Origin of the sequence: Streptomyces sp. NPDC048590, from assembly GCF_043199535.1 — a bacterium.
GTDB lineage: Bacteria > Actinomycetota > Actinomycetes > Streptomycetales > Streptomycetaceae > Streptomyces.
Window position 1 is genome coordinate 864,445 of sequence record NZ_JBICWC010000002.1, and the last position, 25,672, is coordinate 890,116.

Genomic DNA, 25,672 nt, shown 5'->3' on the forward strand with positions numbered 1-25,672 from the left:
GCCATGCCGAACGTCAGCCGCAGAGCTCTCCTGGGAACGGTGGCCACCGCCGCGACCACCGCGGCCCTCGGAGCCGCCGCCCCCGCGCAGAGCGCCGCCCCCGTTGGCCGCCCCGCCCGCCCGCGACCGGTGGCACCCGTCAACCAGGAGGTCGCCGCCGCCCACAGCATCGACTACAAGGCGCTGCCCCAGCAGGTCGTCGGGGTCGACGTCGAGGCCCTGATGACCGTGCACACCGAGGCGGACGTCGAACGCCTCCGCGCACAACTCGTCGCCGAGGTCTGGAAGTCCGCGGACGGCCGGCTGCCCAGCACCCTGCCGGAGGTCGAACAGGGCGTGGCCATGAACGACCTGCCCGCCCTCACCGGGCTCAGGCGCGTCGACAGGCTCACCGTCACCCTGCCCTACGACCTGAAATCCGTCGTGTACCTCCTGCTGCCCCGGCGCCCCGCACCTCACGGGCGCTTCGCCCTGTACCACAACGGCCACGGAGAGACACCCGAGACCATGCAGCGCACCGCGCAGGCCCTGGTGGACGCCGGCTACGGCGTGCTCCTGTGCGCCATGCCGCTCTACCACTGGAACCCCAAGGAACTGCGCAGCCCCACGGACCCCGGGACCTTCGTGACTCCGGAGAACCACAACGACTTCGGCACCTGGGAGACCCCGGAGTTCTCCACCCTCCGTTTCTTCCTGGAACCGCTCGCCGTCGCCGTCAACCACGTCACGCGGACCTACCGTCCGCCCTCCCTCCAGATGATCGGACTGTCCGGGGGCGGCTGGACCACGACGGTCTACCCCGCGCTCGACCCGCGGATCACCCGCAGCTACCCCACGGCCGGGTCGCTGCCGTTCTTCCTGCGCTCCGCGCCGCCCAAGCCGAGCCCGACCACCGGCGACTGGGAGCAGCGACTCGACCGGCACCCGGTCTTCTACGGGATCAGCGACTTCCCCGACATCTACGCGCTGGCGGCCGTCGGGCGGCACCGTCGGCAGACGCAGATCCTCAACCGCTTCGACGCCTGCTGCTTCAACGGGGTCGGCCACCGCAGCTACGAGCCGGTGGTGCGCCACCGCGTCGAGGTCATCGGCAACGGCCACTGGGAACTCCTGGAGGACGCCACGCACGGCGAGCACACGATCAGCACGCACGCCCTCGACGTCATCCTCTGGGACCTCGACGTGAACTGCTCCGACGAGCCCTGAGCCCCGCCCGCCCCACGGCCCGCCGGAGCCGCACACCCGTCGGGCCGTCCACCTCCACCCACAGAGGAGAGCCACGTCATGACCCCCTTGAACGGAACCGCCGCCACGGGCGAGGAGAAGGGCGGAGCGATGGGCCGCCGCGCGTTCGTCGTCGGAGCCGGTGCCCTCCTGGGCACCGCGGCCCTGCGCGTGCCGACGGCGCAGGCGTCCGAGAAGCTCGCAGCCGCCGCCGAGGCCGCCGGCGACGTCATCGCCTTCCCCGGAGCCGAGGGCGGCGGCCGGTACGCCACCGGCGGCCGCGGCGGCTCGGTCTACGAGGTCACCACCCTCGCCGACTCCGGACCGGGCTCGTTGCGTGAGGCCGTGTCAGGGAGCGACCGCACCGTCGTCTTCCGGGTCTCCGGCAACATCGAGCTCAAGGGCGGACTCGACATCACCGGGTCCAACCTCACCATCGCCGGCCAGACGGCGCCGGGCGACGGCATCTGCGTGGTCGGCAACGAGACCAAGGCGAACGGCGTCGAGAACATCATCATCCGGCACATGCGCTTCCGCGGCACGGACATGCTCGGCACGGCGATCGACACCTTCGGCATGGAGGGCTGCCGCAACGTCATGATCGACCACTGCTCCTTCAGCTGGGCGGTGGACGAGTGCTGCTCCGTCTACGGCAACGAGAACCTGACGCTCCAGTGGTGCATCATCGCCGAGGGCCTCTCGGTCTCCGTCCACCCGAAGGGCAGGCACGGCTACGGCGGCCTGTGGGGCGGCGACAACGTCACCTACCACCACAACCTGCTGATCCACCAGGGTGGCCGCAACCCGCGCTTCAGCTTCGTCGAGGACGTGCCCACGCACACCGACCACCGCAACAACGTCATCTACAACCACGGCTACACCTCCTGCTACGGCGGAGAGTGGGCCGACGGCGTCAACATCGTCGGCAACTACTACAAGCCGGGGCCCAACACCCTCGCCGATATCGCGCCGGTCATCGTCTCGCCCGACCGTGGCGGGAGCTGGCACGTCGAAGGCAACGTCGTGGAGGGCCAGGCGGAGGTCACCGGCGACAACACCGGGGGCGTCGAGTTCCCGCTCGGAGGAGTCACGCTGCGCGAGGAACCGTTCGAGGTCTCCGACCCCATCCCGTCGCAGACCGCCAAGGAGGCGTTCAAGGCGGTGCTGGACGGAGCCGGCGCACTGCTGCCGCGCCGCGACGCCACCGATGCCCGGCTGATCGCCGACGCACGCAACGGAACCGGCCGCATGATCAACTCGCAGAAGGAGGTGGGCGGTGTCCCCCCGCTCGCATCCGCGGCCGCACCCAAGGACACGGACAAGGACGGCATCCCCAACTCCTGGGAGAAGCAGCACGGGTTGAAGAACAAGGACGGGGCCGACGGCAGTGCCATCGACCCGGCCACCGGCTACAGCAACCTGGAGCTCTACCTCAACTCCCTCACCCGCACCGGGGCCGCCAATCCGGTGGTCAGGCTGACCGCACCGGCGATCGACGCGGTCCACGCCTCGGCGACCGGCACGCACGACATCATCCTCCGCGCCGAGGCCGAGGCACAGGACGGAGCGACGGTGGCCTCGGTGGTCTTCTTCGCCGACGACAAGCAGGTCGGCGAAGCGACCGGTGCCCCCTTCGAGGCGGTCTGGAGGAACGCCCCCGCGGGCACCCACCACCTCACCGCGCGTGCCACCGACTCGACCGGCACGTCCACCACCTCCAGCATGGTTCCGGTCCACGTCAACCGGGTCACCTCGCTCGGGAACTGGACCGCCACCGACATCGGCTCCGTGCCCATCGAGGGCGGATCGGCGCTGGCCGGAAGTTCGTTCACCCTGCGCGGCTCCGGCAAGCTCCGCGGCCGCTCGGACTCCTGCCACTTCGTGTACCAGGAGGTCGACGCCCCCGGCGACGAGGTCGTGGAGCTGATCGCCCGCCTCGACTCCGTCAGCGACGTCTACCAGGAGGTCCTGGGCGGCATCATGATCCGGGAGAACCTCACGGCGGACTCGCCCTTCAACCTCATCGGCGTCCACCTCGGCGACGGAGGCCACAAGGGCGTCGTCAAACGCATCCACTCCAGCGGCACCCAGGCAAGCGTCGGCACCTGGCCCTACGAGGAGGACGAGGTGCTCGACAAGAAGCCGTACTGGCTTCGGATCACCCTGCGCGGCGACGAGTTCACCTCGGAGATCTCGCCCGACTCGCTCCAGTGGACCCGCATCGGCTACGAACGCATCCCGATGGGCGACAAGGTCTACGTCGGCATGTTCGTTGACGGCAACAAGGAGGCCAACGGCGTCGCCCACTACACGACGGCGACGTTCAGTCAGGTGAGGATCAACCACTGACCCCGCGGCCCTCCCGGGCCGGAGTCGGCCCGCCGGGCGCCGCCACCGGGGGCGTTGTCGCCGCGCGGCGGCACGGCCCGCGGAATGCCTCCCGGGCATCCGTGAATCCACCTGGTATGCCGCAGGTGAACCACTTCTGACCGAACTTCACGTGCACAGACTATTGCCTCTGTCGAAAGGGTTGACGACCGATGTCGCACTCAAGAGACTCATGGCATTCCACCGACATACCGCGAGGTACCGATGCCGGCACATGAGCTCCACGGGATCATCGCCCCCACCGTCCTGCCCATGGACGAGAAGGGGTGTCTCGCACGGGAGTCGTTGGAACGCCATCTGAACGGACTGATCGAAGCCGGGGTCCACGGACTGTGGATCAACGGCACCACGGGTGAGTTCCACGCCCTCGACCACGACGAACGGGCGCTCGCCGTGGCCGTCTCGGCGGAGGTGGCGGGCGGACGGGTACCGGTCATCGCCCATGTGGGCGATGCCGCCACCGCCGTGACGGTGCGTCACGCACGCGCCGCGATGGACGCCGGAGCCGACGAAGTCGCGGTGATCGCGCCGTACTTCGCTGCCTACGGCAAGGAGGAACTCCGCGACCACTACCGCGCCGTCGCCGAGGCCGTCGGCATCCCCGTCCTCGCCTACCACATGCCCCAGCTCACCCGGTCCGCGCTGAGTGTCGACTGCGTCGTCGAACTCACCCGGGAGGGCGTGCTCTGCGGCATCAAGGACAGCGCCGGCGACATGAGCTGGCTGCGCCAGCTGCTGCGCCGCGCCGAGCGGCAGGGCGTCGACGTGCGCTGCTTCGCCGGCGGCAGCAGCCTGACCGACGTCTCGCTCTACGCGGGAGCGGCCGGTGCCACCTCCTCGCTCGCCAACGTGACCCCCCGTCTCCTCGCCGACCTCTACGCCTCGGCCCGCGCCGGTGACTGGGAGCACGCCAGGAGCCTCCAGGAGGAGCTGGAGGACCTGCTCGACCTGATGCGCGCGGCCCGCCATGAACCGACGCTCGCCGCGCTCGTCGCCACCTTCAAGTTCGTGCTGGCGGCCCTCGGCCGCATCGACGAAGCCCACGCCGCCGAGCCCCTGGCCCGCCTGGACGACGAGGAGCGGCGCAGGCTGACCGCGACCGTCGTCCCCAAGGTCCGCGAGCTGGAAGAGGCGGCACGTACACGCAAAGGAGCGTGGACCAGATGACCGACCGCACACCATCCCCGGACCGGCCCGGCATGCTCGACCGGCGTTCGCTCCTGCGGGCGGGCGGCGGCCTCCTCGTGGCCGCCTCGTTGTCCGGTTGCGGATTCTTCGACACCGAGCCCGAGGGCACGGCGGCCGCGAACGGCGCCAAGGGCAAGGAGGCACCCGCGCTGAAGAAGCTCGCCGACGCGGGAAAGCTGCCCAAGGTCGCCGACAGGCTTCCTGCGGTCCCGCTGAAGGTGAAACCGCTGGAGAAGTCGGGTGTCTACGGCGGCACCTGGCACTCGGCCATGATCACGCAGGAGGACGTGATGTGGCTGCACTACAGCATGGGTTACGAACCCCTCGTCGCCTGGAGCCCTGTCTGGCAGGGCATGACCCACACCGAACTCCTCCCGAACGTCTGCGAGAAGTACGAGGTCAAGCAGGACGGGGCGGAGTTCGTCTTCACCCTGCGCAAGGGCCTGAAGTGGTCCGACGGCAAGCCGGTGACCACCGACGACTTCGCGTTCGCCTACCACGACTACAACGTGGACCCCGACCTCCACCCGGACGGTGTCTACGACCTCTGGGTCTCCAAGTCCGGAAAGAACGCGACGTTCGAGGTGGTGGACGACCACACGGTCCGCTATGTGTACGAGGAGCCCAAGCCCGGCTTCCTCGAGGAGATGGCGGGCACCTCCGGTGTCGTCATGCTGCTGCCGGCCCACTACATGAAGCAGTTCCACCCCAAGCACGGCAAGACCGCCGACGCACTGGCCAAGAAGGCCGGCCTGAGCGGCTGGACCGACTACATCCCGCTGCGCGCCGACTGCTGGGCCAACCCCCAGCTGCCCACCCTCAACGCCTGGGTGTCCACGAACGAGCTCGGCAAGGGCAGCAGCCTGGTGGCCGAGCGCAACCCCTACTACTGGAAGACCGACCCGGAGGGCAGCCAACTCCCGTACATCGACAAGGTCGTCGTGGAGAACATCCAGGACGTCGAGGTCGAGGTACTCAAGGTCACCAACGGCGACCTCGACATGCAGCTCACCCACTTCGGCACCATCCGCAACAAGCCGGTGATCTCCCGCAACCGCAAGAAGGGCGGCTACCGCCTCATCGAGGTGAAGTCGGCCCTCGCCAACACGATGATCATCGGCTTCAACCAGACCCACCCCGACCCGAAGAAGCGCGCGCTGTTCGCGAACAAGAACTTCCGGATCGGCCTGTCGTACGCCATCGACCGCCAGAAGATCATCGACACGATCTACGGCGGCCAGGGAGCTCCCTGGCAGTGCGGACCCGCCGAGGGCGACGAGCTGTACGACAGGGAACTGGGCAGACAATTCACCGAGTTCAGCACAGAACGTGCCGCCGAGTACCTCGACAAGGCCGGCTTCACCCGCCGTAACGGCGACGGCATCCGCCTCACGAAGGACGGTGACCCGGTCTCCTTCACCGTGCTCGTGGTCTCCGACCAGCCGGACCAGGTGGACGCCTGCGACCTGATCCGCGGCGACTGGGCGAAGGCCGGTGTGAAGGCCAACATCCAGCGGCTCGCCGAGACCCTGTACTGGGAGCGCGTCGAAGCCGGTGAGTCCGAGGCGGCGACCTGGCAGGGCGGCTCCTTCGACCTCCGTACCGGCGCCGGCGGCAACCACTACTACCTGCCGACCAATCCCCGCGGCTCCTCCCGCTTCGGCGGGCAGTGGGCCGAGTGGTACACCAGCGGGGGCAAGACGGGGGAGGAACCGCCCGCCCGTGTGCGCGAGCAGCTGGAGCTCAACGACAAGCTGCGCGCCACCTTCGACGCCGAGGAGGCGCTGGGCCTGGCCAAGCAGGTCCTGGCCATCACCAGGGAGGAGTTCTACTACATAGGGATCTCCACCCCGCCGTCGGAGTACGGCATCGTCCGCAACAACATGTTCAACGTGCCCGAGGAGTTCAGCGCGGCGGTGGCGCACCAGGCCCCCGGGCCGAGCAACCCGGCGACGTACTTCTTCTCCGGCAAGGCCTGAGCCGGACGGGGGACATCCATGCTCTCGTTCCTCTCCCGCCGTGTCCTGTGGATGGCCGTCACCCTGTGGGCGGTCTCCCTGGCCTCGTTCTTCATCATCAGCCTGCCGCCCGGCGACTACGTCTCGACCCTCCAGGCCGAGGCGGAGAGCCGCGGCGAGATGATGAGCGACTCGCAGCTGTCCGCGCTGCGTTCCCGTTACGGGCTCGACCAGCCCTTCCTGGCCCAGTACTGGAAGTGGATCTCCAACATCGTCCTCCACGGGGACTTCGGGCAGGCGTTCGCCTGGAACAGCCGCCCGGTCTCCGACCTCATCTGGGACCGGGTCGGACTCTCCTTCTTCCTCTCCGTCTCCACCCTGCTGTTCGTCTGGGCCATCGCCTTCCCGATCGGGATCTTCTCCGCGGTGCGCCAGTACTCGCCCGGCGACTACCTGGCCACTCTCTTCGGCTTCTTCGGCATGGCGGTGCCCGAGTTCCTGCTCGCCCTCGTCTTCATGTGGGCCGGCATGCGCTTCTTCGGGACCAGCCCCGGCGGTCTGTTCTCCCCGGAGTACCAGGACGCCGCGTGGAACCTCGGCAAGGTGCTCGACCTGGGGGCCCACCTGTGGCTCCCCATCGTCATCATCGGGCTGTCAGGAACCGCGGGCCTGATCCGCATCACCCGGGCCAACCTCCTGGACGAGCTGTACAAACCGTATGTCGTCGCGGCGCGCGCCCGCGGGATGCCCGAGTGGAAGCTGCTGCTCAAGTACCCGGTCCGGATGTCCATGAGCCCGTTCTTCTCCACCGTCGGATGGCTGCTGCCGGGACTCATCAGCGGCGAGACCATCATCTCCATCGTCATGAGCCTGCCGACCACCGGACCGCTCCTGCTGAGCGGGGTGGAGAACCAGGACATGTACCTCGTGGGCAGCTTCATCCTGATCCTTTCCACCCTCACCGTCATCGGGACTCTGATCAGCGACCTCGCCCTCGCCTGGTGGGACCCCAGAATCCGTCACCGCTACGAGGGAGGGTGAGCCGCCGTGCTGACCAGGACCAAGAAGCAGGCCGCACCCCCGGCCGAGGCGGACACGGAGCTCGAATTCGACGTCGCGGCGGTCAGGAGCTCACCGTGGCGCCTGGTGTGGCGCAAATTCCGCAAGCACAAGCTCGCCGTCGCCGGCGCCGTGGTGGTGCTCCTCGCCTATGTCGTCGTCGTCCTCGCGGAGTTCCTCGCGCCCACCTCGACCAGCAGCAACGACTCCAAGCTCACCTACGCGCCGCCACAGATGGTCAAGGTCGACCTCAGCTGGTCCGACGGCCTGCAGATGTACGTCAACGGCTACCGCACCGAGCGGGACCCCGAGACCTTCGAGCAGATCCACACCGTCGACCCCGACCGCCGGGTGCCCCTGAGGTTCCTCCCGCGCGGGGACCCGTACGAGATGTGGGGGATCATCCCCGGGGACCGCCACCTCTTCGGCGCGGTCCATGCCGAGGACAAGGTCTTCCTGCTCGGCAGCGACCGGCAGGGACGCGATCTGCTGTCGCTGATCATCCACGGCTCACGCGTATCGCTCTCCATCGGCCTCATCGGAGTCGCGGTGAGCTTCCTGCTCGGCCTGCTGTTCGGGGGAGTCTCCGGCTACTTCGGAGGGGCACCCGACACCCTGATCCAACGCGTCATCGAGTTCCTGATGGCGATCCCCACCCTGCCCCTCTGGCTCTCCCTGTCCGCCGCGGTGCCGGCCGACTGGGGCCCCATGATGCGCTACTTCGCCATCACCACCATCCTGTCCGTCCTCGGCTGGACCGGACTCGCCCGCGTCGTGCGCGGACGGTTCCTCTCCCTGCGCGAGGAGGACTTCGTGACGGCGGCACGGCTGGACGGCTGCGGCCGCGTGCGGATCATCTTCCGCCACATGGTCCCGTCGATGTCCAGCCACGTCATCGCCTCGCTCACCATGGCCGTCCCGGCGATGATCCTCGGCGAGACCGCCATGAGCTTTCTCGGCCTGGGGCTCCAGTCGCCCGCCGTCAGCTGGGGAGTCCTGCTCCAGGAGGCCCAGAACGTGCGCACGCTGGAGACGGCTCCGTGGCTGCTGATACCCGGCGTCGCGGTCTTCGTGACCGTGCTCGCCATGAACTTCGTCGGTGACGGGCTGCGGGACTCCGCGGACCCGTACAAACAGTGAGGGGGCGCGATGCCGACGACAGAAGCGTCGCGGGAGCGCAAGCGGACGCGAGCGCGCGAGAACATCCTCGAGATCGAGGGGCTGCACACCCGGTTCGAACTCGATGACGGTGTCGTACAGGCCGTCAGCGGCGTCGACCTCGCCATCGCCCGGGGTGAAGTCCTCGCCGTGGTAGGGGAGTCGGGCTGCGGCAAGAGCGTCATGGCCCGCTCCGTGCTGCGCCTGGTGGACCGGCCCGGCAGGATCACAGGCGGGCGGATCCGCGTACGGACCGACGACGGCGCCACCGACATGGTGAGTGCCGGCCTGGAAGCGGTACGCGAGGTCCGGGGCAAGCGGGTCGCCATGGTGTTCCAGGAACCCATGTCCTCGATGAGCCCCATGCACACCATCGGCAACCAGATCGGCGAGGCGATCCGGCTGCACGAACCGGTCACCAAGGCCGAGGCGCGTGCGCGTGCCGTCGAACTCCTCGGCCGCGTCGGCATCCCCGCGCCCCAGCGGCGCGTGGACGAGTATCCGTTCCAGATGAGCGGCGGCATGCTCCAGCGCGTCATGATCGCCATGGCGCTCTCCTGCGGCCCCGAACTGCTCATCGCCGACGAGCCGACGACCGCCCTCGACGTCACCACCCAGGCACAGATCCTCGACCTGCTGCGCGACCTCCAGCAGGAGACCGGGATGGCGATCATGCTGATCACCCACGATCTCGGTGTCGCCGCCCAGATGGCCGACCGGGTCGCCGTGATGTACCTCGGCACGGTCGTTGAGGAGGGGCGCGTCGAGGACGTGTTCCGCGCACCGCGGCATCCGTACACCAAGGCGCTGCTGCGGTCGGTGCCCAAGCTCGGCTCCGGATCGCGTGAACGGCTCAGGCCGGTCCGCGGCATGGTGCCCCACTCCTACCGGCGGCCACCCGGCTGCCCCTTCCACCCGCGGTGCGACGAGTTCATGGCCGGCCGCTGCGACGTGACCGTCCCCGTGCCGCTGCGCGATCCCGCCCGCAGGGGGACGGTCAGCTGCCTGCTGTACGAGGCGGACCAGGAGCACGAGGAGCCCGAGGAGACCACCCCATGACCGCACCTCCCTCCGAAGCCCCGGCCACGGCCGCCGGGACCGCACCTCTGCTGCGGACTCACGGGCTGACCAAGCACTTCCCCATCCGCCGCGGACTGCTGGGCCGCGCCGTGGGCCGGGTACGCGCGGTCGACGGAGTCGACCTGACCGTCCCGGCCGGCCGCACCGTCGCCCTGGTCGGCGAGTCGGGTTGCGGGAAGAGCACGCTCGGGCGATGCCTGATGCGGGTCTTCGAACCGACCTCGGGCGAGATCGCCTACCGCCGCACCGACGGCACGGTGGTCGACCTGGCCGCGCTCGACGAGCGTGCCCTCAAGCCCTACCGCAGCGAGATCCGCCTGGTCTTCCAGGACCCGTTCGCCTCGCTCAACCCTCGTATGACGCTGTTGCAGATCATCGGCGAACCGCTGCGCGTCAACCTCGGCCTGGAGGCCGCCGACACCGAGGAGCGGGTCGCCGAGCTGCTGCGCCGTGTCGGACTGCGCCCGGAGTACCTGCGGCGCTACCCCAACGCCTTCAGCGGCGGTCAGCGCCAGCGCGTCGGGATCGCCCGCGCTCTCGCCCTCGCCCCGCGCATGGTCGTGGCGGACGAGGCGGTCAGCGCGCTGGACGTGTCCGTGCGGGCGCAGATCCTCAACCTGCTGAAGGATCTCCAGGACGAGTCCGACCTGACCTACCTGTTCATCTCCCACGACCTGGGGGTCGTGGAGTACATGGCCGACGAGATCGCGGTGATGTACGTGGGCAAGGTCGTGGAGACGGGGGCGACCGACGAGTTGTACGGGCAGCCGCTGCACCCCTACACCGAAGCCCTGCTGTCCGCGGTGCCCGAACCCGATCCGGGTGCGCGCCGCCGGGAGCGTGTGGTCCTGCGCGGCGAGGTGGCCGACGCCTCGAACGTACCGGCGGGCTGCCCCTTCCACCCGCGCTGCTTCTACGCGCGCGACCGCTGCAGCACGGAGGTGCCCGTGCTGCGGGAGGTCGCACCCGGCCGGACGTCGGCCTGCCACTTCGCCGGAGAACTGGAACTGAAGGGATTCGGAACATGACGGGGACGAAAGAGGGAGGCGGGCCGGCCCACGACCCGAGGTTCGACGGGGTGCTGCGGCCCCGGCCGGGCGACCCCGGTGTGCGGGAGGCACTGCTGCCCGCACCGCATCCGGGCGACAGCCACTCCGCGAGCCTCCTCGAACTCGACGACGGCGACCTGCTGTGCGCCTGGTTCAACGGCCCCGACGAGGGTGACCGCGACACGAACGTGGTGCTGTCGCGGCTGCCGCTCGGCGGCGACCGCTGGACGCCGGCCACGGCCTTGTCCGCCGACCCGGACCGGTCCGAGCAGAACCCCGTGCTCGAACAGCGGCCGGACGGCACCGTGTGGCTGTTCCACCCGTCCAACGAGCCGCACGACCAGAAGACCGCGCACCTGGTCGCCCGCACCTCGCGCGACGGGGGCCGCACCTGGGACCCCGCGCACATCGCCCACGCGGGACCGGGGGTCTTCGTACGCAATCCGCCGCTCGACCCCGGCGACGGAAGCCTGCTGCTGCCGGCCTACCGGTGCCGCCCCGAAGGGGAGCACAGCACCGTCCTGATCAGCGAGGACGAGGGGGTGTCCTGGAAGGAGTACGACGTCGAAGGGAGTGACCACCTCGTCCAGATGAGCGCCGTCCGACGCGTCGACGGCTCCCTGCTCGGCCTGCTGCGCAGCCGCGCCGCCGACCGCGTCCACGCCACCGTGTCCACCGACGCGGGCCGCACCTGGAGCAGACCGGTGCCGACCGAGCTGCCCAACAACAACTCCGGCGTCCAGGTCACCCGGCTGCACAGCGGCGCCCTGGCGCTGGTCTACAACCACGCGAGCCTGGAACGCGGCGAGTTCCGCTGGGTGGGCGAGGGCGAGGGACGCCGCAGGAAGGCCCTGCGCACCCCGCTCACCGTGGCGCTGTCCGACGACGACGGCCGGACCTGGCCGGTACGCCGCGACCTCCAGACCGCCGACGACGAGTACTGGATGGCCGGAGAGTTCGGCTATTCCTACCCCTGTGTCACGCAGAGCCGTCGCGACGGTCTCCTGCACATCGCCTACTCCTACCTCCGCAGGACGATCAAGCACGTCACCGTCTCCGAGGACTGGGTCAGGGAAGGACACTCATGACCACCGAAACCACGGTGGAGCGCTGGGGCACCTTCGAGTTGACGCTCGCCGGCCCCGCGGACGGCAACCCCTACCGCGACGTCGAGTTCGGCGCGGACTTCCGCCACGGCCACCGGGTGGTGCCCGTGGACGGCTTCCACGACGGCGACGGCGTCTACCGGGTCCGGTTCATGCCGGACCGGGAGGGCGAATGGACGTACAGCACCCGCTCCTCCGCGCCCGCCCTCGACGCCGCCGCGGGCGGCTTCACCTGCACCCCGGCCGGCCCCGGCAACCACGGTCCGGTCCGGGTGGCGGGCCCGCGCACCTTCAGGTACGCCGACGGCACCCCGTACCTGCCGTTCGGCACCACCTGCTACCACTGGACCCACGACGAGGACCTCAAGGCGGAGGAGGAGACGCTGCGCACCCTCGCGGCGTCCCCGTTCAACAAGGTCCGCATGTGCCTGCTGCCCACGCTCGACATGGAACCGCCCCGGCTCGCCTTCCCCGGTCGGGGCCCGGGCCGGCCCCGGCCCGGCGAGCTGGATCCGTCCCGCTTCGACCCGGTCTTCTTCGCCCACTTCGAGGCCCGGGTGCGGGACCTGCTGGAACTGGGCGTCGAGGCCGACGTCATCATCCTGCACCCGTACGACAAGGGGCACTGGGGCGTGGACGACATGAGTCCCGAGGAGGACCGGTTCTTCGTCCGGTACGTCGTCGCCCGTCTCGCCGCCTACCGCAACGTCTGGTGGTCGGTGGCCAACGAGTACGACTTCAACAAGGCCAAGACCGTCGAGGACTGGACCCGGATCGGCCAGTACCTGCAGCGCCGTGATCCGTACCAGCACCTGAGGTCCATCCACAACGGCACCCGGATGTACGAGTACGAGCGCATCTACGACTTCGGCCACGCCTGGACCACCCACCAGTCGATCCAGCACTGGGACGCCCGGCAGGCCACGGAGTGGCTCGAACGCGTGCCCAAGCCGGTGGTGATCGACGAGATCGGCTACGAAGGGGTGCTCGGCCGTCGCTGGGGCAACCTCTCGGGCCGGACCCTGCTGCGCCAGTTCTGGCACGGCATGGCGGCCGGCGCCTACGTCGGACACGGCGAGTGCTTTCCCGAGCAGGACCCGGACGACTGGGCCTGGATCTCCCGCGGCGGCCGGCTGCACGGCGAGATCCCGGCGCGCATCGCGTTCCTGCGCGGGCTGTGGGAGGAGTCGCCCGACGACGACTTCCGCTACTTCGGCGACCGGCCCCACCGCCACCACGACCTGGAACTGCCCGACGACGGCGTCCCCCGGACCGTCGATCTGATCGACACCTGGAACATGACGGTGAGTCCGCTGCCCGACGGGCCGCACCGCGGCACGGTCCGCGTACCGCTGGACCACCGGACGGACATAGCCCTGCGCATCCGGAAGGCGACATGACCACGCACCCCGCGAGCACGCGCGCGGACCACGGCCCCGTACGCGCCCGTGGCACCCGCTTCCTGCACGAGGACGGCACCCCCTTCCACCCGCTGTCCACGAGCGTTCCGCAGGCCGACGAAAGGACCCTGCGCTCCCTCGGGGAAGCCCCGTTCACCAAGGTCCGGCTGCTCGACCCCGGCCTCCCGCTCGACCGCCTGGACCACCAGGTCGCGGCGCTCGGCGAGCTCGGCCTGCAGGCGGAGGTGATGCTGCGCGGCCGGGACATCCCCGAGACGGTCACCCGTCTCGCCGGACGGCCCAACGTCTGGTGGTGCGCGCCGGCCTGCCACGAGGCGCAGACCGACATCCAGGAGCACGATCACGGCCACCGTCCGCTCACCGTCCACGGCCCGCCGGGAACCGATTTCGGTGCCCCCTGGATCACCCACGCCTCGGTGGCGCACCCGCAGACCAGGGCCGTGTCCGGCCTGGTGCGCGACCTCCGCAAGCCGGTCCTCGTCGACGACTGCGGGGCCGAGGGCGACGACCCCGGGAACCCTGAACGAGCCCTGCCGGGCACCGAACTGCTCTGCCGTCTCTGGGAGGCCGTGTGCCGCGGTGGTTACGCCGGGCACGCGGAGGCCTGGGGCGAGGAGCCCTGGAGCGACGGTGGCGGCCGGCTGAGCGGCACCGCCGTGGAGCGCGTCGCCTTCCTGCGGAAGGTGCTCGAAGCGGCCCCGTCGGGTCTCGGCCACACCCCCGAGACGTACGACGCCTCGACGCTGGAGGCGCCCGGCGAGTACGTCCTGCAGTACCTGGGGCCGCATCGCTACCCGCGGCGTTCCTTCGCGCTGCCCGGCGGCGTGTGGAGTGTGGAGGTCCTGGACACCTGGAACATGACGGTGCGGGAGCTGGACGACGCAGGGGGCGACCGGCTGACCGTGGAGCTGCCTGCGGAGCCGTACCTCGCGGTCCGGCTCCGCAGACGGTGACTCACCAGTCGAAGCCCGCCGCCACCTGGGACTTGATGTAGGCGGGGATGTCGGTCTTCTCGGTGACCTCCAGTGCCGAGGAGACCTTCAGCCCGTCCCGCAGGACATGCTGACGGAACACCATGTACAGCGGCAGGTCCCAGAACTCCGTGTTCTCGTAGTCCCGCACCACGGCGTTGTCACCCCAGAAGACCGCCGAGGTGTCGATCCGGTCCAGTTCGGGGATCGCGGTACCGAAGGCGGCCTCGACGGCGCTCGAGCGCAGCGCCGGCTTGAGGGCGTGCCGGGACAGCTCGGTCTGGCCCTCCTGGGACACCAGCCACTTCAGGACCTGGAGGGCCTGGGCCTTCTTGGAGGACTGCGGCGGCAGGAACGCGGCGATGGTGTTGGGCTGGTAGACGGAGTCGTCACCGCGGCCGAGCACCGGAACGGACGCGATGCCCAGCTCGATGTTCTTGGCGAGTTCCCCCCACTCGGCCGCGTCGTCCTCCTCCAGGTACAGCGAACTCCCCGCGTATGCGGGGAGCTTGCGGAGGTTGTCCACCGCCATCGCCACGCTGCCGGTGAGCAGGTAGTCGTCCACCGTGGTGAAGATGTTGTGCGGGTGGAGCAGGAAGCGCTCCATGTTGCTGCCGAGGCGTTGCCAGCCCTCCGAGGTGAGATTCACCTTCACGTCCCCGGGGGCCGGCGTGCCGCCCTTCCCGGGGACGAACGGGTAGAGCCCGAGCTGGTTGAACTCCAGGTACATGTCCGGATGCTGGAGGTACCCCTTGTAGGCGACCAGATCCTGCTCGAAGGTCAGCTTCTTGGCGAGGCGGAAGGCCTCGTCGTAGGTGATGCCGTTGGCCGGGGTTCTCAGGCCCTTCTTGTCGAAGACCTTCTTGTTGTGGAAGAGGACGTACTCGTCCACGAACACCGGCACGCCGTACAGCCCGCCGTCCGAGCGGGCCTTGATCTGGGCCACCGCCGCCGGATTGAGTGATCCGAGGTCGATGCCGGTGGTGCGCAGGTCCTCGGTGAGGTCACGGGTCCACCCGCGTGGCTCCAGGTCACGGTCGATACGGCGGCGAGGGTCCTCCAGGACGATGTCGGGCACGACACCGGCCCTCTCCAGATCCTCGTAGCGGATCGGCTGGTCCCACGCCGCGGCCTTGATCTTGAGGCCGGGGAAGGCGGCGCGCATCGCGTCACCGATGACCGTGTCGAAGAAGCCCGGGTACTCGAACGGCTTGTAGTTGGCCATGAAGATGAACAGCTCGTCGTCGCAGACTTCGAACGGCTCGTCGTACTTGTTCCCGATGGTCGTGCAGGAGGCGCCGGACGCGGAGGTGGTGACCCGCCCGGTGGCCGTACGGGCCTGAGCCGGGGAGGAAGCACCGATGCCGACGCCGGCGAGAGTCGCGGCGCCTACAGCGGCGGCGGCACCGCCGACGAACTTCCGGCGGCTGGGCTGCTCCTGATCACTGTGCTGCGGGTGCGGGGTCATACGTGCGTCTCTCCTTCTGAGGGGGATCGCCGACGGGTCGGACTGTGCGGTCGACGAAGGAACGCCACTGGTATGCCAGGCGAATGCCACAATGGTTCACCTGACGGCTCGCACGGTCAACAGTGCTTACAGAAACGGGAGTTGCGAATGCCGAGGATCAACAGCGGTGTCAGGTACGCAGAAGTCACCGATGACGACGCGCGCGGTGTCCCGTGCCTGGTGCTCGGTCACACCGAGGGAGGGGAGCAGGTCCGGCTGGAAGTGCCGCTCGACGGCCTCTTCGTGCTGTCCACCGGCCGCCCCTGGGCACCCGCCCGGCCCGGCGTCCGAGCCTGCGAGGCCCGGCCGACGGGGGACGGCCTGGAGCTCCGCTGTACCCTCTCGGGCCCCGCCGAGCTGGAGGTCCTGCTCAACCTGGCCTTCGAGGACGGCATGCTGCACCTGCGCACCACCTGGCGCCCCGCCGGCGGCGCCCCGTGCCGCGATGTCGTCCTGGGCGTCGCTCTCACGCTGCCCGGCGTCCGGCCGGAAGGCGTCACCCTGCCCCAGGTGCTCTACCGGGGCAACCCCTCCGCCGACCCCGGCCGCGTCGTCCCGCGTCTCGCGGCGGACACCGGCGGGCTGGTCGTCGAGGAGCACCGGCTGCCCGTGCCCTGTGCACACGCCGAATGGGAGAGCGGCCAGGAGGGCCGGTATGCCACCCTGTACGCGGTGCGGCCCGGACCGGGCTCGCTCGGGGCGATCCACCGGCCCGAAGGCGTCACGCTCCTCGGGGTGAGCGGCGCGCTTCTCCTCGACGGCGAACCCGACGTCGCCTACGTCCACAAGGCCCGCACCGCCCCGTGCGCGCAGGGGTACCGCGACCTCGCCCCGGGCGAGGAGCACCGGGCCCACCACGCCCTCGACTGGGGCCGCACCACCAGGCCGGGGCACGGCTTCCGCACCCTCGTCCACCGCGGCATGGCCCTGTACCGGCCGCGCGGCGCCGCCCCGCTCCCTCCGGACGAGCTCGTCCGCCTCAAGACCGAGGCCCTCGACCGGCGCTGGTACGACGACGGCGACGCGGCCGGCTACCTCAAGTTCACCGGCCCGGGCCATCGGGCCGGATTCATGTACGGATGGACGGGACAGAGCCTCCGGCTCGCCTGGTGCGACGCCCGCCTCGGCATCGAGAACGGCGAGCCCCGGCGCGTCGAACGCTGCCGCAGAGCCGTTGAGTTCCACCTCGCCGGCAGCGCCATCCCCGGCGTGCCAGGACTGCGCCTCAGCTTCTACGACACCCAGGACCGCGTCTGGACGGGGTTCGACGGAGAGGAGGGGGCCTATGTGTCGGCCCGCGCCTTCGGCGACAATCTCTGCGATCTCGCCGACATCGTCAGGCTGTTCCGCCGGCACACCCTCGACGTCCCCCGGACGTGGGTCCGGGCACTCACCGACGGCGTTGCGGCGGCCTGCGGCGACGGTCCGCCCCCCTTCGGCTGGCGCACCGACGGTGCGCCCCTGACCTCGTTCGCCGGCACGGCCGGCCTGCCCTGTGTCCTGGCGATGCTCAAGACGTACCACGTCACCGGAGAGCAGCACCTGCTCCGTGACGCGACGGGACTCGTGGAGGACTACCACCGGCGGTTCGCAGACGACTACGGCACGCCCTTCGCCCGCGCCACGCTGGACGCCGCCTGCGAGGACAAGGAAGGCGGCATGGCGTACTTCCTCTGCGCCTACGAGCTGCTGCGGATCACCGGCGAACAGCGATGGGCCGACCGCGCCCAGGAGACCGCCGACTGGCTCCTCACCTGGGTGTACCAGTGGGACACACCCTTCCGGCACGGCTTCAGCACCACCGGATGGCCCGGTGTCAGCGTCCAGAACCACCACGTCGACGTGTTCTTCCCCGCCCACGAGTTCGTCCGGCTGGGCGAGCTCGTGGACCGGCCGGTCTACGGCGAACTGGGCCGTCTGATCCTGGGCGCCCTCGGCCAGGGTGTCTGCACACGGCCGGGGGAGTGGGGGTTCGACGCCCCGGGGGAGCAGGCGGAAGGGTTCTTCCCCACCAACTGGCAGGACCGGGGAAACAGCAACACCTGGAACCCCTCCTGGGTGACGGCCCAGGTGCTGTCCCAGGTGCTGCGGACGCGTTCCCTCCGGACCGGTCAGCCGGCGCGGGCCGGCTCAGGCCGGTGGACGCCCCTGGGGCGGTAGCCGAGAGCCTCGCCGACCCCGAGAAGGTCGGCGAGCAGCCAGGTGACCGCCAGCCACATCTCGGTGCCCTGCAGCCCGGGGAGACGGTCCTTCCGCTCCCCGGGCTCCAGCGCGAAGGAGAACCCGGCTCCGTCCTGCCACCGGGCCAGCACCCGCTCCAGCTGTCCCCGCGCCCAGTCCCTGCCCTCGCCGGCCCGGTGTCCGGTACGGCGTGCGCAGAGCCACAGCGGATGGACCACGTCCAGGACGTCGCACGCCGTGCCCCGCTCCGGGCCGAACCACGCCGGATCGAGACTGTGCGCCAGCACCGTGTCCACCACCCGCTCCGGATACGGCACGGGCAGCCCGAACTGCGCGAAGGACCCGCGAGAGACGCGGTAGAAGCCGTTCACCGGCTGCCGCCACCCTTCCTTCGCGTCCGGTTCGCCCCACAGACCGTGCCGCGGGTCGGCCCGCGTCAGCAGCCAGCCGAACAGCGCCTCCGCCTGAGGTGAAGAAGAGGAGCCGCCCGCCGCTTCGGCACAGGCTCCGGTGGAGGCGAAGTGCAGCGCCGTCCCCACCCCGTCCACCCAGTTCCCGCTGCGCCACGCCTCGGTCCGCCACGGCAGCGAGTCCAGCCGCTCCACCAGCCGTTCGGCCGGCAGTCCGGTGACCGCCCGTACCGGGTGCGCGAAGCGCGAGCCGAGCAGGCCGAGCGCGTAGCCGACACAGAGGATGTGGTACATCGCCGCGTGGTCGTCCAGCGACGGCGCGGGCCCTCCGGTCTCCGGCACCAGCCCCGTCACAGGATCCTGGAGTGACCGCAGCCGCTCCACCAGGGCGTCGCGGTCCTCACCGGGCGGGGGGCCGCCCCTCAGCAGGTCCGAGATCTCCACCGCGTCGCACACCGCGCGCACCGTCGGCGCGGCTCCCGGACGGTCCACCCAGCCGCCGTCCGTACGGCAGCGGTCCAGTACGTCGCCCGCCTGTTCACGGGCACGCCGGGCGAACGCCTCCAGCCGCCCGTCGAGACCACCCGCGGGCCGCCGGGCGGAGGAGGGGGCAGGGGCCGGCGGGCCGCCCCGCCGGTCACGCAGCCGCCGGGCAGGGTTGCCCGCGGCGACCGACCAGGCCGGCAGGTCCTTGGTGACTACCGCCCCCGCCCCGACGACACAGTGGTCGCCGATGGTCACCCCGTCCACGACCACCACGTGCGAGCCGATCCAGACGTCGTCGCCGAGGACGATCCCCTTCGAGGTCAGGGGCTGTTTGTGGACCGGCGCGCCGGGTGCGAAACCGTGGTTGAACGCCAGCAGGGAGGTGTGCGCGCCCACCCGCACCCCGTTCCCCATCAGCACCTTGCCGCGGGCGGTGGAGAACGGGTTGAGCGTGCAGTTGCGACCCATGGACAGCTCGTCGGTGACGACCGCGTGCGCTCCGATGTAGGAACGGTCACCCATGCGCAGGGAATCGGCGTGCACCCCCGCCCACGGGGAGACGAACACCCGGTCGCCGAACTCGGCCGTCCCGCCGTCCGCGCGCATCTGCCGCGCGAGCGTCTCCTGGTGGGCGAGCTGGGCGGCCCGCTCCTCGTCGCCGCTCCCGCTCCAGAACTCCCAGGGGCAGTGGTCGAACCGCCCGGGACGCGACTCACCCTCCACCGCGGCCACCTGTCACCTTCTCGCGTACGTATCCGTCGACGTGCGTCACGATGTCGTCCTCCGTCAGTTCCCCGAAGCTCACGTCCTCCAGGCGGAGTTCCCGGACCGGCGCGTGGGCGTAGCCACGGGCGAGCACGCCCCGGCGCGCCCGGCCCACCGACGCCCGGCTGACGCTGACGTTCTCCACGCGCGGCGGATACGCGCCCGTGTCGCCCTCACCCCGGTCGAAGTCGCAGGTGATGAACTCCTTCGTCAGGTGAGTGACCGTCAGGTCCGCGAGATGGACGTTCTCGGCGAAGCCGCCGCGCACCGAGTTGGTCTTGATGTACAGACCGAAGTAGAGGCCGGGGCCGCCGATGCGGCAGCGGCGTACGTACACGTTGCGGATCCCCCCGGTCATGTCGCTGCCCAGGGTGATCGCGCCGTACCGGTGACGCAGCACGCAGTCCTCGATCACGATGTTCTCGCTCGGTGTGGCGACCCGGCGGCCGTCCGCCTCGCGTCCGGACTTGATGGCGATGCAGTCGTCCCCGGCGGTGATGTCGCAGCGCCGGATCACCACGTCCCGGCAGGACTCGGGGTCGATGCCGTCGTTGTTGGGACCGATGCTGTCGATCACCACGTCCTGGACGGTGACGTTGGTGCAGAGCACCGGGTGGATCTCCCACATCGGTGAGCGGATGATCGTCACCCCCTCGATCAGCACGCCGTGGCACCTGCGGAACTCGATGAAGTTGGGGCGGAAGTGCCGTCCGTCCGCGTACACCCGCTGCTCGACCGGGTCGTCGTCCTCGGCCTGCCGCCACAAGCCGGGCCAGTCCTGTTCCTGGTGCGGCATCCCGGGACGCCAGCCGAACTCCTCCTGTCCGGACCAGGGCCACCAGTGCTCCTCGTCCGCCTGGCCGTCCAGCACACCGCGGCCGGTGACCGCGACGTCCCGCTCGTCGTGGGCGTGGACGAACGGTGCGTACCCGTAGCACTCGACGCCCTGGAACCGGGTCAGGACCGGTGGGAGATAGCGGGTGGGCTCCTGTGCGAAGCGCAGCGTGGCGCCCTCCTCCAGGTGCAGCTCCACGTGACTGCGCAGCCGCACCGGGCCGGTGAGGAAGACCCCCGGCGGGACGGTGACCCGTCCGCCGCCCGCGGAGTGGCAGGCGGTGACGGCGCGCCGGATCGCGAGGGTGCAGTCCGTCCTCCCGTCCCCGGTCGCGCCGTACGCGGTCACCGGGAAGTCGCGCGCGGGAAACCGGGGCGGCACCACGCGGGCCACCACGGCGTCCGCCTCGGCCCAGGGGTCCCTGACCGGGGGATCGGCCGGACGGGCCGACCGCGAGCCGGTCAAGGCGAGGCCTCCTGACCGTTGATGGTGACGTTGCGCAGTACCAGGCCCTCGATGTTGCGCTGCTCGTTCGGACCGGTCATGCCGTCGAAGGTGCAGTCGCTCAGCAGCACGTCGTGGATCGGGTTGGCGTCGTTTCCGATGAAGGTCCAGGCGCGTGGCCCCGCGGTGGTGGTGACGCGGTGGATCTCGATGCGCCGTACATCGGGGTAGAAGTCACCGCTCTCCACTCGTTCGTAGTTGAGCGCGATCTCCACCACCGCGTCCCCGACCTCGCCGACGGTGATGTCGTGGCAGAGCACGTCGCGCAGGTAACCGCCGCGCAGCGGGTTCGACTTGAGGCGGATCGCCCGGTCCAGGCGCGGGCTGTCCATCACGCAGTGCCTGGCGACGATGTCCGCGATACCCCCGGAGTTCTCACTGCCCAGAGTGACGCCGCCGTGCCCGTCGCGCATCTCGCAGCGCTCGACCAGGGCGTGCTGCATCGGTACGCCGACCCGCCGTCCGTCCGTGTTCTTGCCCGCCTTGAAGGCGATGCAGTCGTCCCCGGTGTCGAAGAGGCAGTCCTGGATGAGGACCCAGGAGCAGGACTCGGGGTCGACGCCGTCGTTGTTCGGCCCCACCGGGCTGTCCACGGTCACCCCCCGCACGGTGACGTTGACGCACAGCACCGGGTGGATGTTCCACATCGGTGAGTTGCGGACCGTGACGCCCTCGATGAGCACGTCCTCGCAGCGGTAGAACTGGATCATGTTGGGCCGCAGGAAGTGCCCCGCCCCGAAGACGCGTTCAGGCACGGGCGTGCCCGCGTCCCCCATCGCCAGCAACTGCTTGATGTCAGGATTCTGCGGCGAGGGGCCTCCGTCCACGCCCTTGGTCCAGTCCCACCAGTGTGTCCAGTCGGCCTGTCCGTCGAGCGTGCCGCGACCGGTGACCGCGACCGTGCGGCACTCGAACGCGTAGACCAGGGGCGAGTAGTTGAAGCACTCCACACCCTCGTACCGGGTATGGACCGTCGGCAGGTACGCCTCCGGCTCCTGCCGGAACCGGAGCGTGGCACCCTCCTCGAGGTGGAGGTCGATCCGGTCCTTGAGGTGGACCGCCCCGGTCAGCCATTCGCCGGGCGGCACCACCACGTGTCCGCCGCCCGCCCGCGCACATGCCGAGATCGCGTCACGGATGGCGTCCGTGCAGTCGTGGACCCCGTCCCCGACAGCTCCGTGGTCGGTGATCGGCACCCGTCGCTTCGGGAAGCGCGGGTCGTGGACCCTGGCGAGGATACGGGCGGCGCGGAGCTGCGCCCCGGGTACCGCCGGCCCGCCGGCGTGCGCGGCGGAGGCGGTGCCGGCCGCCACCCCGGCGGCGGCGAGTCCCGCCGTGGCGAGGAAGGTCCTCCGGTCGGGGGCGCTCACCAGGACCACTCCTTCGCGGGGACGTGCAGCGCGTGCTCGCGCAGGGGTGCCTGCGGCGAGGGGGTGCGGTTCGGGTACATGGGTCGGGTGACTCCTTCGGGGTCGATGCCGATGACGTCGTCGCCACGCCATCGCGTGCGGTAGACACGGCCGGCGGCGGTCTCGTCGGTGACGCTCTCGGCCAGGGGAAAGGTGACGGTGACGCGTTCGCCCGCGCGTGGCTCGCGCACCGAGAGCGACCCGTCGGCAGCCCACACGCCGGGTTCGTGTCCGTGCCGGGTGTGCTCGCTCCCGTCGGGCGCGGCGCGGACCACCCGCACCTGGGCGTAGCCCGCCCAGTCGGGTACGCGCAGCCGCAGTTCGCGGCAGTCCTCGCGGATGTCGAGATCCACCCGCCCGGTGTGCGGCAGGTGGCTGAGGACGTGGACGTACCGGCTGCCGCGGTTGAGCAGCAGGTTGACGCGGACCAGCCGCTCGTCGCCCGTGACGGCGAGGGACCAGCCCGTGAACAGGCCGCGGACGCCCGATCCGACGCAGCAGGCCTGCACGTCCGCGGTGTGGCCCCGGCCGAGGACGCTGTCGCTGACGTAGTCGTTGGGCGCGCCGTAACCGGCGAAAGCCCCGCGCAGCCGTTCACCGACCCGGTGGTGGGTGACCCATCCGGGCTCGTCCAGCGTGCGGTCCGGGGCCGACCGGACCCAGGAGACGTCCAGGAGCTGAGCCGACGTCAGGTGGCCTCGCAGGAAGCGCTCGAGTACGCCCCAGTAGCGGTGGTGGCCCGCTCCGGCCAGGGTGCCCGCGATGGCGATCAGGTCCACCAGTGAGCAGGTCTCGTGCTCGTAGCGCTGGCCGGCCAGGTCGCCCGGGGTCCACCCGAAGGAGGTGCACCGGTCGAGCGCCCAGTCGAAGGAGCGTCGGACGAACTCGGTCAGGGCGTGGTCGCCGGAATCCGCCGCGTAGCGTGCGAGGCCGTCCAGGGTGCCGAGCCGGGTGTGGAAGTGCCCGCTGCGGTAGGCCAGCGCGGCGTTGAACGAGCCGTCAGGCAGGAACACCCCGCTGTGTTGGGTGATCAGCCGGGCGAACCATCCGCACAGCTCCCAGGCCTGCTCGTTGCCGGTCAGCCGGTGCCAGCGCAGCAGCGGCATGATGAGCCGTCCGCAGAACGACGCCGGATCCGGGGCCAGATGGAGCTGGACCGCGTTGGCGGACGGCCAGCCGCTGTCGGTGTACTCGGACGCCGGGTAGTACCAGACGTCACGCTCCTTCACCGCGATCCGGTGCAGGGCGGCGACCAGCCGGTCGGCGGTGGCGGCGGCCTCCTCGTCACCGCTCTCCTGGTACCAGGTGGTGAGCGCGAGCAGGGTGGCGCGCTGGTCGATCATGTTCGCGTTCGGCTCCCAGTGGCCGCGCGGATGACTGCGGCGCCGCGTGAGGCCGTCGTCACCGATCAGCGCGAGCAGCGTCTTCTTGTACATCTCCTCGGTGTCGCCCCAGGTCGAGACACCGGTCATCTGCCGGGCCAGCACCGCGGCATCGGTCAGGCGGCCGTGGCTGGAGCCGTAGTCCCAGTCGCCGTGGCGCAGGGCCGCGGGCTCGGCGAGGAGGTCGGCGCCGAAGAAGGGGATGCCGCCGAGATCGGGGTCGGCCAGGCCCACCACGGCGTTCATGGCCAGCTCGGCGCGTTCTTCCAGGAGCAGGGTTGCTGGTATGCCAGTCATCATTTCCACGCCATCTCGAAGTCCGGAGATTCAGTGGTGCGCGTGTCGGGGAAAGACGCTAAGCGTGGTGGTGGAGGGCGTCAAGGGGTGCGAAAGTGCTGTACACGGGCGTGTGTTGGGAGAGCAGGGGGTGTTGACGCCTCCCTCCAGGGGTTCTACGGTTCCGGACGTCCACCCCTCTCCAAGTGGCATGCCAGCCATGCGAGAGGCAGGGGTGGGGGAGTGGTCGGAGGGCTGATGCGCAGTGCCGTGCTGAGGCGGGCCGGCGTGATCGAGATAGAGGAGTCCGGGATCCCGAGCCCCGGTGAAGGGGATGCGCTGGTCGAGATGCGCGCGGTGGGACTGTGCGGCAGCGACACCGCGGCCTTCCGCGGCCGCCATCCCTTCCGCGAGCCGCCGGTGGTCCTCGGTCACGAGGGGGCGGGCCGGGTGGTGGAGGCCCCCGGCGGAGCGATCGTGCCGGGCTCCAAGGTCGCCGTGCTGCCTCTGGCGGCCTGCCGGCGGTGCGTGCGCTGCGAGAGGGGGCTCTCGCACATGTGCGCACACCGCCGGCTTCCCGGGGCGGGGCTCCCCGGCCTGCTCGCCCGGTTCGTCGTGCTGCCGGAGCACTCGCTGGTGCCACTGCCCGGTGATCTGACGTACGCGGAGGGTGCCCTGATCGAGCCCGCGGCGGTGGCCTGGCACACCGTGGGGACAGCCGGCGTACGTCACGGAACCCGGCTCGCGGTGCTGGGCGCAGGCACCATCGGCCACCTCACCGCGGCCGCCGCCCGCCTGCACGGCGCCGAGGACGTCCTCGTCACCGATGTGCGACCCTCGTCGCTCGCCCTGGCCGCCCGGGCGACCGGCTGCCGCACCCTGGACGCACGCGAGGGAGCGGTGGCGGGCGACGGACGGGGCGACGCCTTCGACGCCGTCGTCGTCGCCTCCGGCCACCCCGACTGCATGAACGAGGCGCTCGCCCTCTGCCGCCCGCGCGGCACTGTCGTGGTGCTGCCGATGTTCGGTGAAGCGGTGCGCGCCGGGCTGAACCCCCTGGTGCTCAAGGAGATCCGGGTCAAGGGCTCCTCCCTGTACACCCCCGAGGACTTCCGGGCCGCGGCTCGCGCCGTGGCCGGCCGCGCGCTCGACGTACGGCCCCTGATCGCGGACGGACCGGCGCCGCTGGCCGGGGCCCAGGAGGCCTTCGAGGCGCTCGACCGGGGGAGCGACGCCATGAAACTCCTGCTGGACCCGGCCCGCTGACCGAACTTCCCCGCAGGAGCTGACCCCGACGGACCCACGCAGGAGAGGC

The 25,672-nt window shown here is 70.6% G+C and carries 18 protein-coding genes; 13 read left to right on the forward strand and 5 right to left on the reverse strand.

Annotation, left to right across the window (positions count from 1 at the left end):
- The first annotated feature begins 3 nt into the window (after positions 1-3).
- From ACGFNN_RS08125 to ACGFNN_RS08175, 11 genes are all read left to right on the forward strand, one after another.
- A complete protein-coding gene (locus ACGFNN_RS08125) occupies positions 4-1,206 on the forward strand; it encodes a hypothetical protein (protein ID WP_393553984.1) in 1,203 nt (400 codons plus the stop codon).
- A gap of 78 nt (positions 1,207-1,284) precedes the next feature.
- A complete protein-coding gene (locus tag ACGFNN_RS08130) occupies positions 1,285-3,573 on the forward strand; it encodes an Ig-like domain-containing protein (RefSeq protein ID WP_393553986.1) in 2,289 nt (762 codons plus the stop codon).
- Positions 3,574-3,816: 243 nt separating this feature from the next.
- Complete coding sequence (locus ACGFNN_RS08135; protein WP_393553987.1) at positions 3,817-4,779, forward strand: dihydrodipicolinate synthase family protein; 963 nt, start codon at positions 3,817-3,819, stop codon at positions 4,777-4,779.
- Positions 4,776-6,779 (forward strand): ABC transporter substrate-binding protein, encoded by a 2,004-nt coding sequence (locus ACGFNN_RS08140; RefSeq protein ID WP_393553988.1) that lies wholly within the window; start codon positions 4,776-4,778, stop codon positions 6,777-6,779. The genes ACGFNN_RS08135 and ACGFNN_RS08140 overlap by 4 nt, the downstream gene beginning before the upstream one ends.
- A gap of 18 nt (positions 6,780-6,797) precedes the next feature.
- Complete coding sequence (locus ACGFNN_RS08145) at positions 6,798-7,799, forward strand: ABC transporter permease (RefSeq protein ID WP_362545779.1); 1,002 nt, start codon at positions 6,798-6,800, stop codon at positions 7,797-7,799.
- A 6-nt stretch (positions 7,800-7,805) separates the two neighbouring features.
- The gene (locus ACGFNN_RS08150) at positions 7,806-8,957 is read left to right on the forward strand and encodes an ABC transporter permease (protein WP_393553989.1); all 1,152 of its coding nucleotides are present in this window, start codon (positions 7,806-7,808) and stop codon (positions 8,955-8,957) included.
- A gap of 9 nt (positions 8,958-8,966) precedes the next feature.
- Positions 8,967-10,034, forward strand: coding sequence for an ABC transporter ATP-binding protein (locus ACGFNN_RS08155; protein WP_393553990.1), 1,068 nt, complete (start codon positions 8,967-8,969; stop codon positions 10,032-10,034).
- Positions 10,031-11,083 carry an ABC transporter ATP-binding protein gene (locus ACGFNN_RS08160; protein WP_393553991.1) on the forward strand — a complete coding sequence of 351 codons (1,053 nt, stop codon included), beginning with the start codon at positions 10,031-10,033 and terminating at the stop codon, positions 11,081-11,083. The genes ACGFNN_RS08155 and ACGFNN_RS08160 overlap by 4 nt, the downstream gene beginning before the upstream one ends.
- Positions 11,080-12,192, forward strand: coding sequence for an exo-alpha-sialidase (locus ACGFNN_RS08165; RefSeq protein WP_393553993.1), 1,113 nt, complete (start codon positions 11,080-11,082; stop codon positions 12,190-12,192). Before ACGFNN_RS08160 ends, ACGFNN_RS08165 begins: the two co-directional genes overlap by 4 nt.
- Complete coding sequence (locus ACGFNN_RS08170) at positions 12,189-13,610, forward strand: DUF5060 domain-containing protein (protein WP_393553994.1); 1,422 nt, start codon at positions 12,189-12,191, stop codon at positions 13,608-13,610. The genes ACGFNN_RS08165 and ACGFNN_RS08170 overlap by 4 nt, the downstream gene beginning before the upstream one ends.
- Entirely contained in the window at positions 13,607-14,584 is a 978-nt protein-coding gene (locus ACGFNN_RS08175) for a DUF5605 domain-containing protein (RefSeq protein ID WP_393553995.1), read from the forward strand. The genes ACGFNN_RS08170 and ACGFNN_RS08175 overlap by 4 nt, the downstream gene beginning before the upstream one ends.
- Before the next feature lies 1 nt (position 14,585).
- On the opposite strand, the gene ACGFNN_RS08180 is transcribed toward ACGFNN_RS08175, so the two are convergent.
- Positions 14,586-16,070 carry an ABC transporter substrate-binding protein gene (locus tag ACGFNN_RS08180; protein ID WP_393553996.1) on the reverse strand — a complete coding sequence of 495 codons (1,485 nt, stop codon included), beginning with the start codon at positions 16,068-16,070 and terminating at the stop codon, positions 14,586-14,588.
- Positions 16,071-16,217: 147 nt separating this feature from the next.
- Between ACGFNN_RS08180 and ACGFNN_RS08185 the strand changes: the two genes are divergently transcribed.
- The gene (locus ACGFNN_RS08185) at positions 16,218-18,269 is read left to right on the forward strand and encodes a hypothetical protein (protein WP_393553997.1); all 2,052 of its coding nucleotides are present in this window, start codon (positions 16,218-16,220) and stop codon (positions 18,267-18,269) included.
- On the opposite strand, the gene ACGFNN_RS08190 is transcribed toward ACGFNN_RS08185, so the two are convergent.
- From ACGFNN_RS08190 to ACGFNN_RS08205, 4 genes are read right to left on the reverse strand one after another with little or no spacing between them, the layout of a single operon-like run.
- Positions 18,221-19,918, reverse strand: a complete 1,698-nt coding sequence (locus ACGFNN_RS08190) for a DapH/DapD/GlmU-related protein (RefSeq protein ID WP_393553998.1) — start codon at positions 19,916-19,918, stop codon at positions 18,221-18,223. The two genes, ACGFNN_RS08185 and ACGFNN_RS08190, sit on opposite strands and share 49 nt — an antisense overlap.
- Positions 19,899-21,251, reverse strand: coding sequence for a glycoside hydrolase family 28 protein (locus ACGFNN_RS08195; protein WP_393553999.1), 1,353 nt, complete (start codon positions 21,249-21,251; stop codon positions 19,899-19,901). Before ACGFNN_RS08195 ends, ACGFNN_RS08190 begins: the two co-directional genes overlap by 20 nt.
- Positions 21,248-22,660 (reverse strand): glycoside hydrolase family 28 protein, encoded by a 1,413-nt coding sequence (locus tag ACGFNN_RS08200; RefSeq protein ID WP_393554000.1) that lies wholly within the window; start codon positions 22,658-22,660, stop codon positions 21,248-21,250. The genes ACGFNN_RS08195 and ACGFNN_RS08200 overlap by 4 nt, the downstream gene beginning before the upstream one ends.
- Positions 22,657-24,378 (reverse strand): hypothetical protein, encoded by a 1,722-nt coding sequence (locus ACGFNN_RS08205; protein WP_393554001.1) that lies wholly within the window; start codon positions 24,376-24,378, stop codon positions 22,657-22,659. The genes ACGFNN_RS08200 and ACGFNN_RS08205 overlap by 4 nt, the downstream gene beginning before the upstream one ends.
- Before the next feature lie 237 nt (positions 24,379-24,615).
- Between ACGFNN_RS08205 and ACGFNN_RS08210 the strand changes: the two genes are divergently transcribed.
- A complete protein-coding gene (locus ACGFNN_RS08210) occupies positions 24,616-25,623 on the forward strand; it encodes a zinc-binding dehydrogenase (RefSeq protein ID WP_393554002.1) in 1,008 nt (335 codons plus the stop codon).
- The last annotated feature ends 49 nt before the right edge of the window (positions 25,624-25,672 follow it).

What these genes read in the sequence shown, in the direction of transcription:
- ACGFNN_RS08205 (WP_393554001.1), bottom strand. Translation starts at nt 24,378, where the DNA reads ATGACTGGCATACCAGCAACCCTGCTCCTGGAAGAACGCGCCGAGCTG.
- ACGFNN_RS08210 (WP_393554002.1), top strand. Translation starts at nt 24,616, where the DNA reads ATGCGCAGTGCCGTGCTGAGGCGGGCCGGCGTGATCGAGATAGAGGAG.
- ACGFNN_RS08170 (WP_393553994.1), top strand. Translation starts at nt 12,189, where the DNA reads ATGACCACCGAAACCACGGTGGAGCGCTGGGGCACCTTCGAGTTGACG.
- ACGFNN_RS08140 (WP_393553988.1), top strand. Translation starts at nt 4,776, where the DNA reads ATGACCGACCGCACACCATCCCCGGACCGGCCCGGCATGCTCGACCGG.
- ACGFNN_RS08130 (WP_393553986.1), top strand. Translation starts at nt 1,285, where the DNA reads ATGACCCCCTTGAACGGAACCGCCGCCACGGGCGAGGAGAAGGGCGGA.
- ACGFNN_RS08175 (WP_393553995.1), top strand. Translation starts at nt 13,607, where the DNA reads ATGACCACGCACCCCGCGAGCACGCGCGCGGACCACGGCCCCGTACGC.
- ACGFNN_RS08135 (WP_393553987.1), top strand. Translation starts at nt 3,817, where the DNA reads ATGCCGGCACATGAGCTCCACGGGATCATCGCCCCCACCGTCCTGCCC.
- ACGFNN_RS08165 (WP_393553993.1), top strand. Translation starts at nt 11,080, where the DNA reads ATGACGGGGACGAAAGAGGGAGGCGGGCCGGCCCACGACCCGAGGTTC.
- ACGFNN_RS08125 (WP_393553984.1), top strand. Translation starts at nt 4, where the DNA reads ATGCCGAACGTCAGCCGCAGAGCTCTCCTGGGAACGGTGGCCACCGCC.
- ACGFNN_RS08185 (WP_393553997.1), top strand. Translation starts at nt 16,218, where the DNA reads ATGCCGAGGATCAACAGCGGTGTCAGGTACGCAGAAGTCACCGATGAC.
- ACGFNN_RS08180 (WP_393553996.1), bottom strand. Translation starts at nt 16,070, where the DNA reads ATGACCCCGCACCCGCAGCACAGTGATCAGGAGCAGCCCAGCCGCCGG.
- ACGFNN_RS08160 (WP_393553991.1), top strand. Translation starts at nt 10,031, where the DNA reads ATGACCGCACCTCCCTCCGAAGCCCCGGCCACGGCCGCCGGGACCGCA.
- ACGFNN_RS08145 (WP_362545779.1), top strand. Translation starts at nt 6,798, where the DNA reads ATGCTCTCGTTCCTCTCCCGCCGTGTCCTGTGGATGGCCGTCACCCTG.
- ACGFNN_RS08155 (WP_393553990.1), top strand. Translation starts at nt 8,967, where the DNA reads ATGCCGACGACAGAAGCGTCGCGGGAGCGCAAGCGGACGCGAGCGCGC.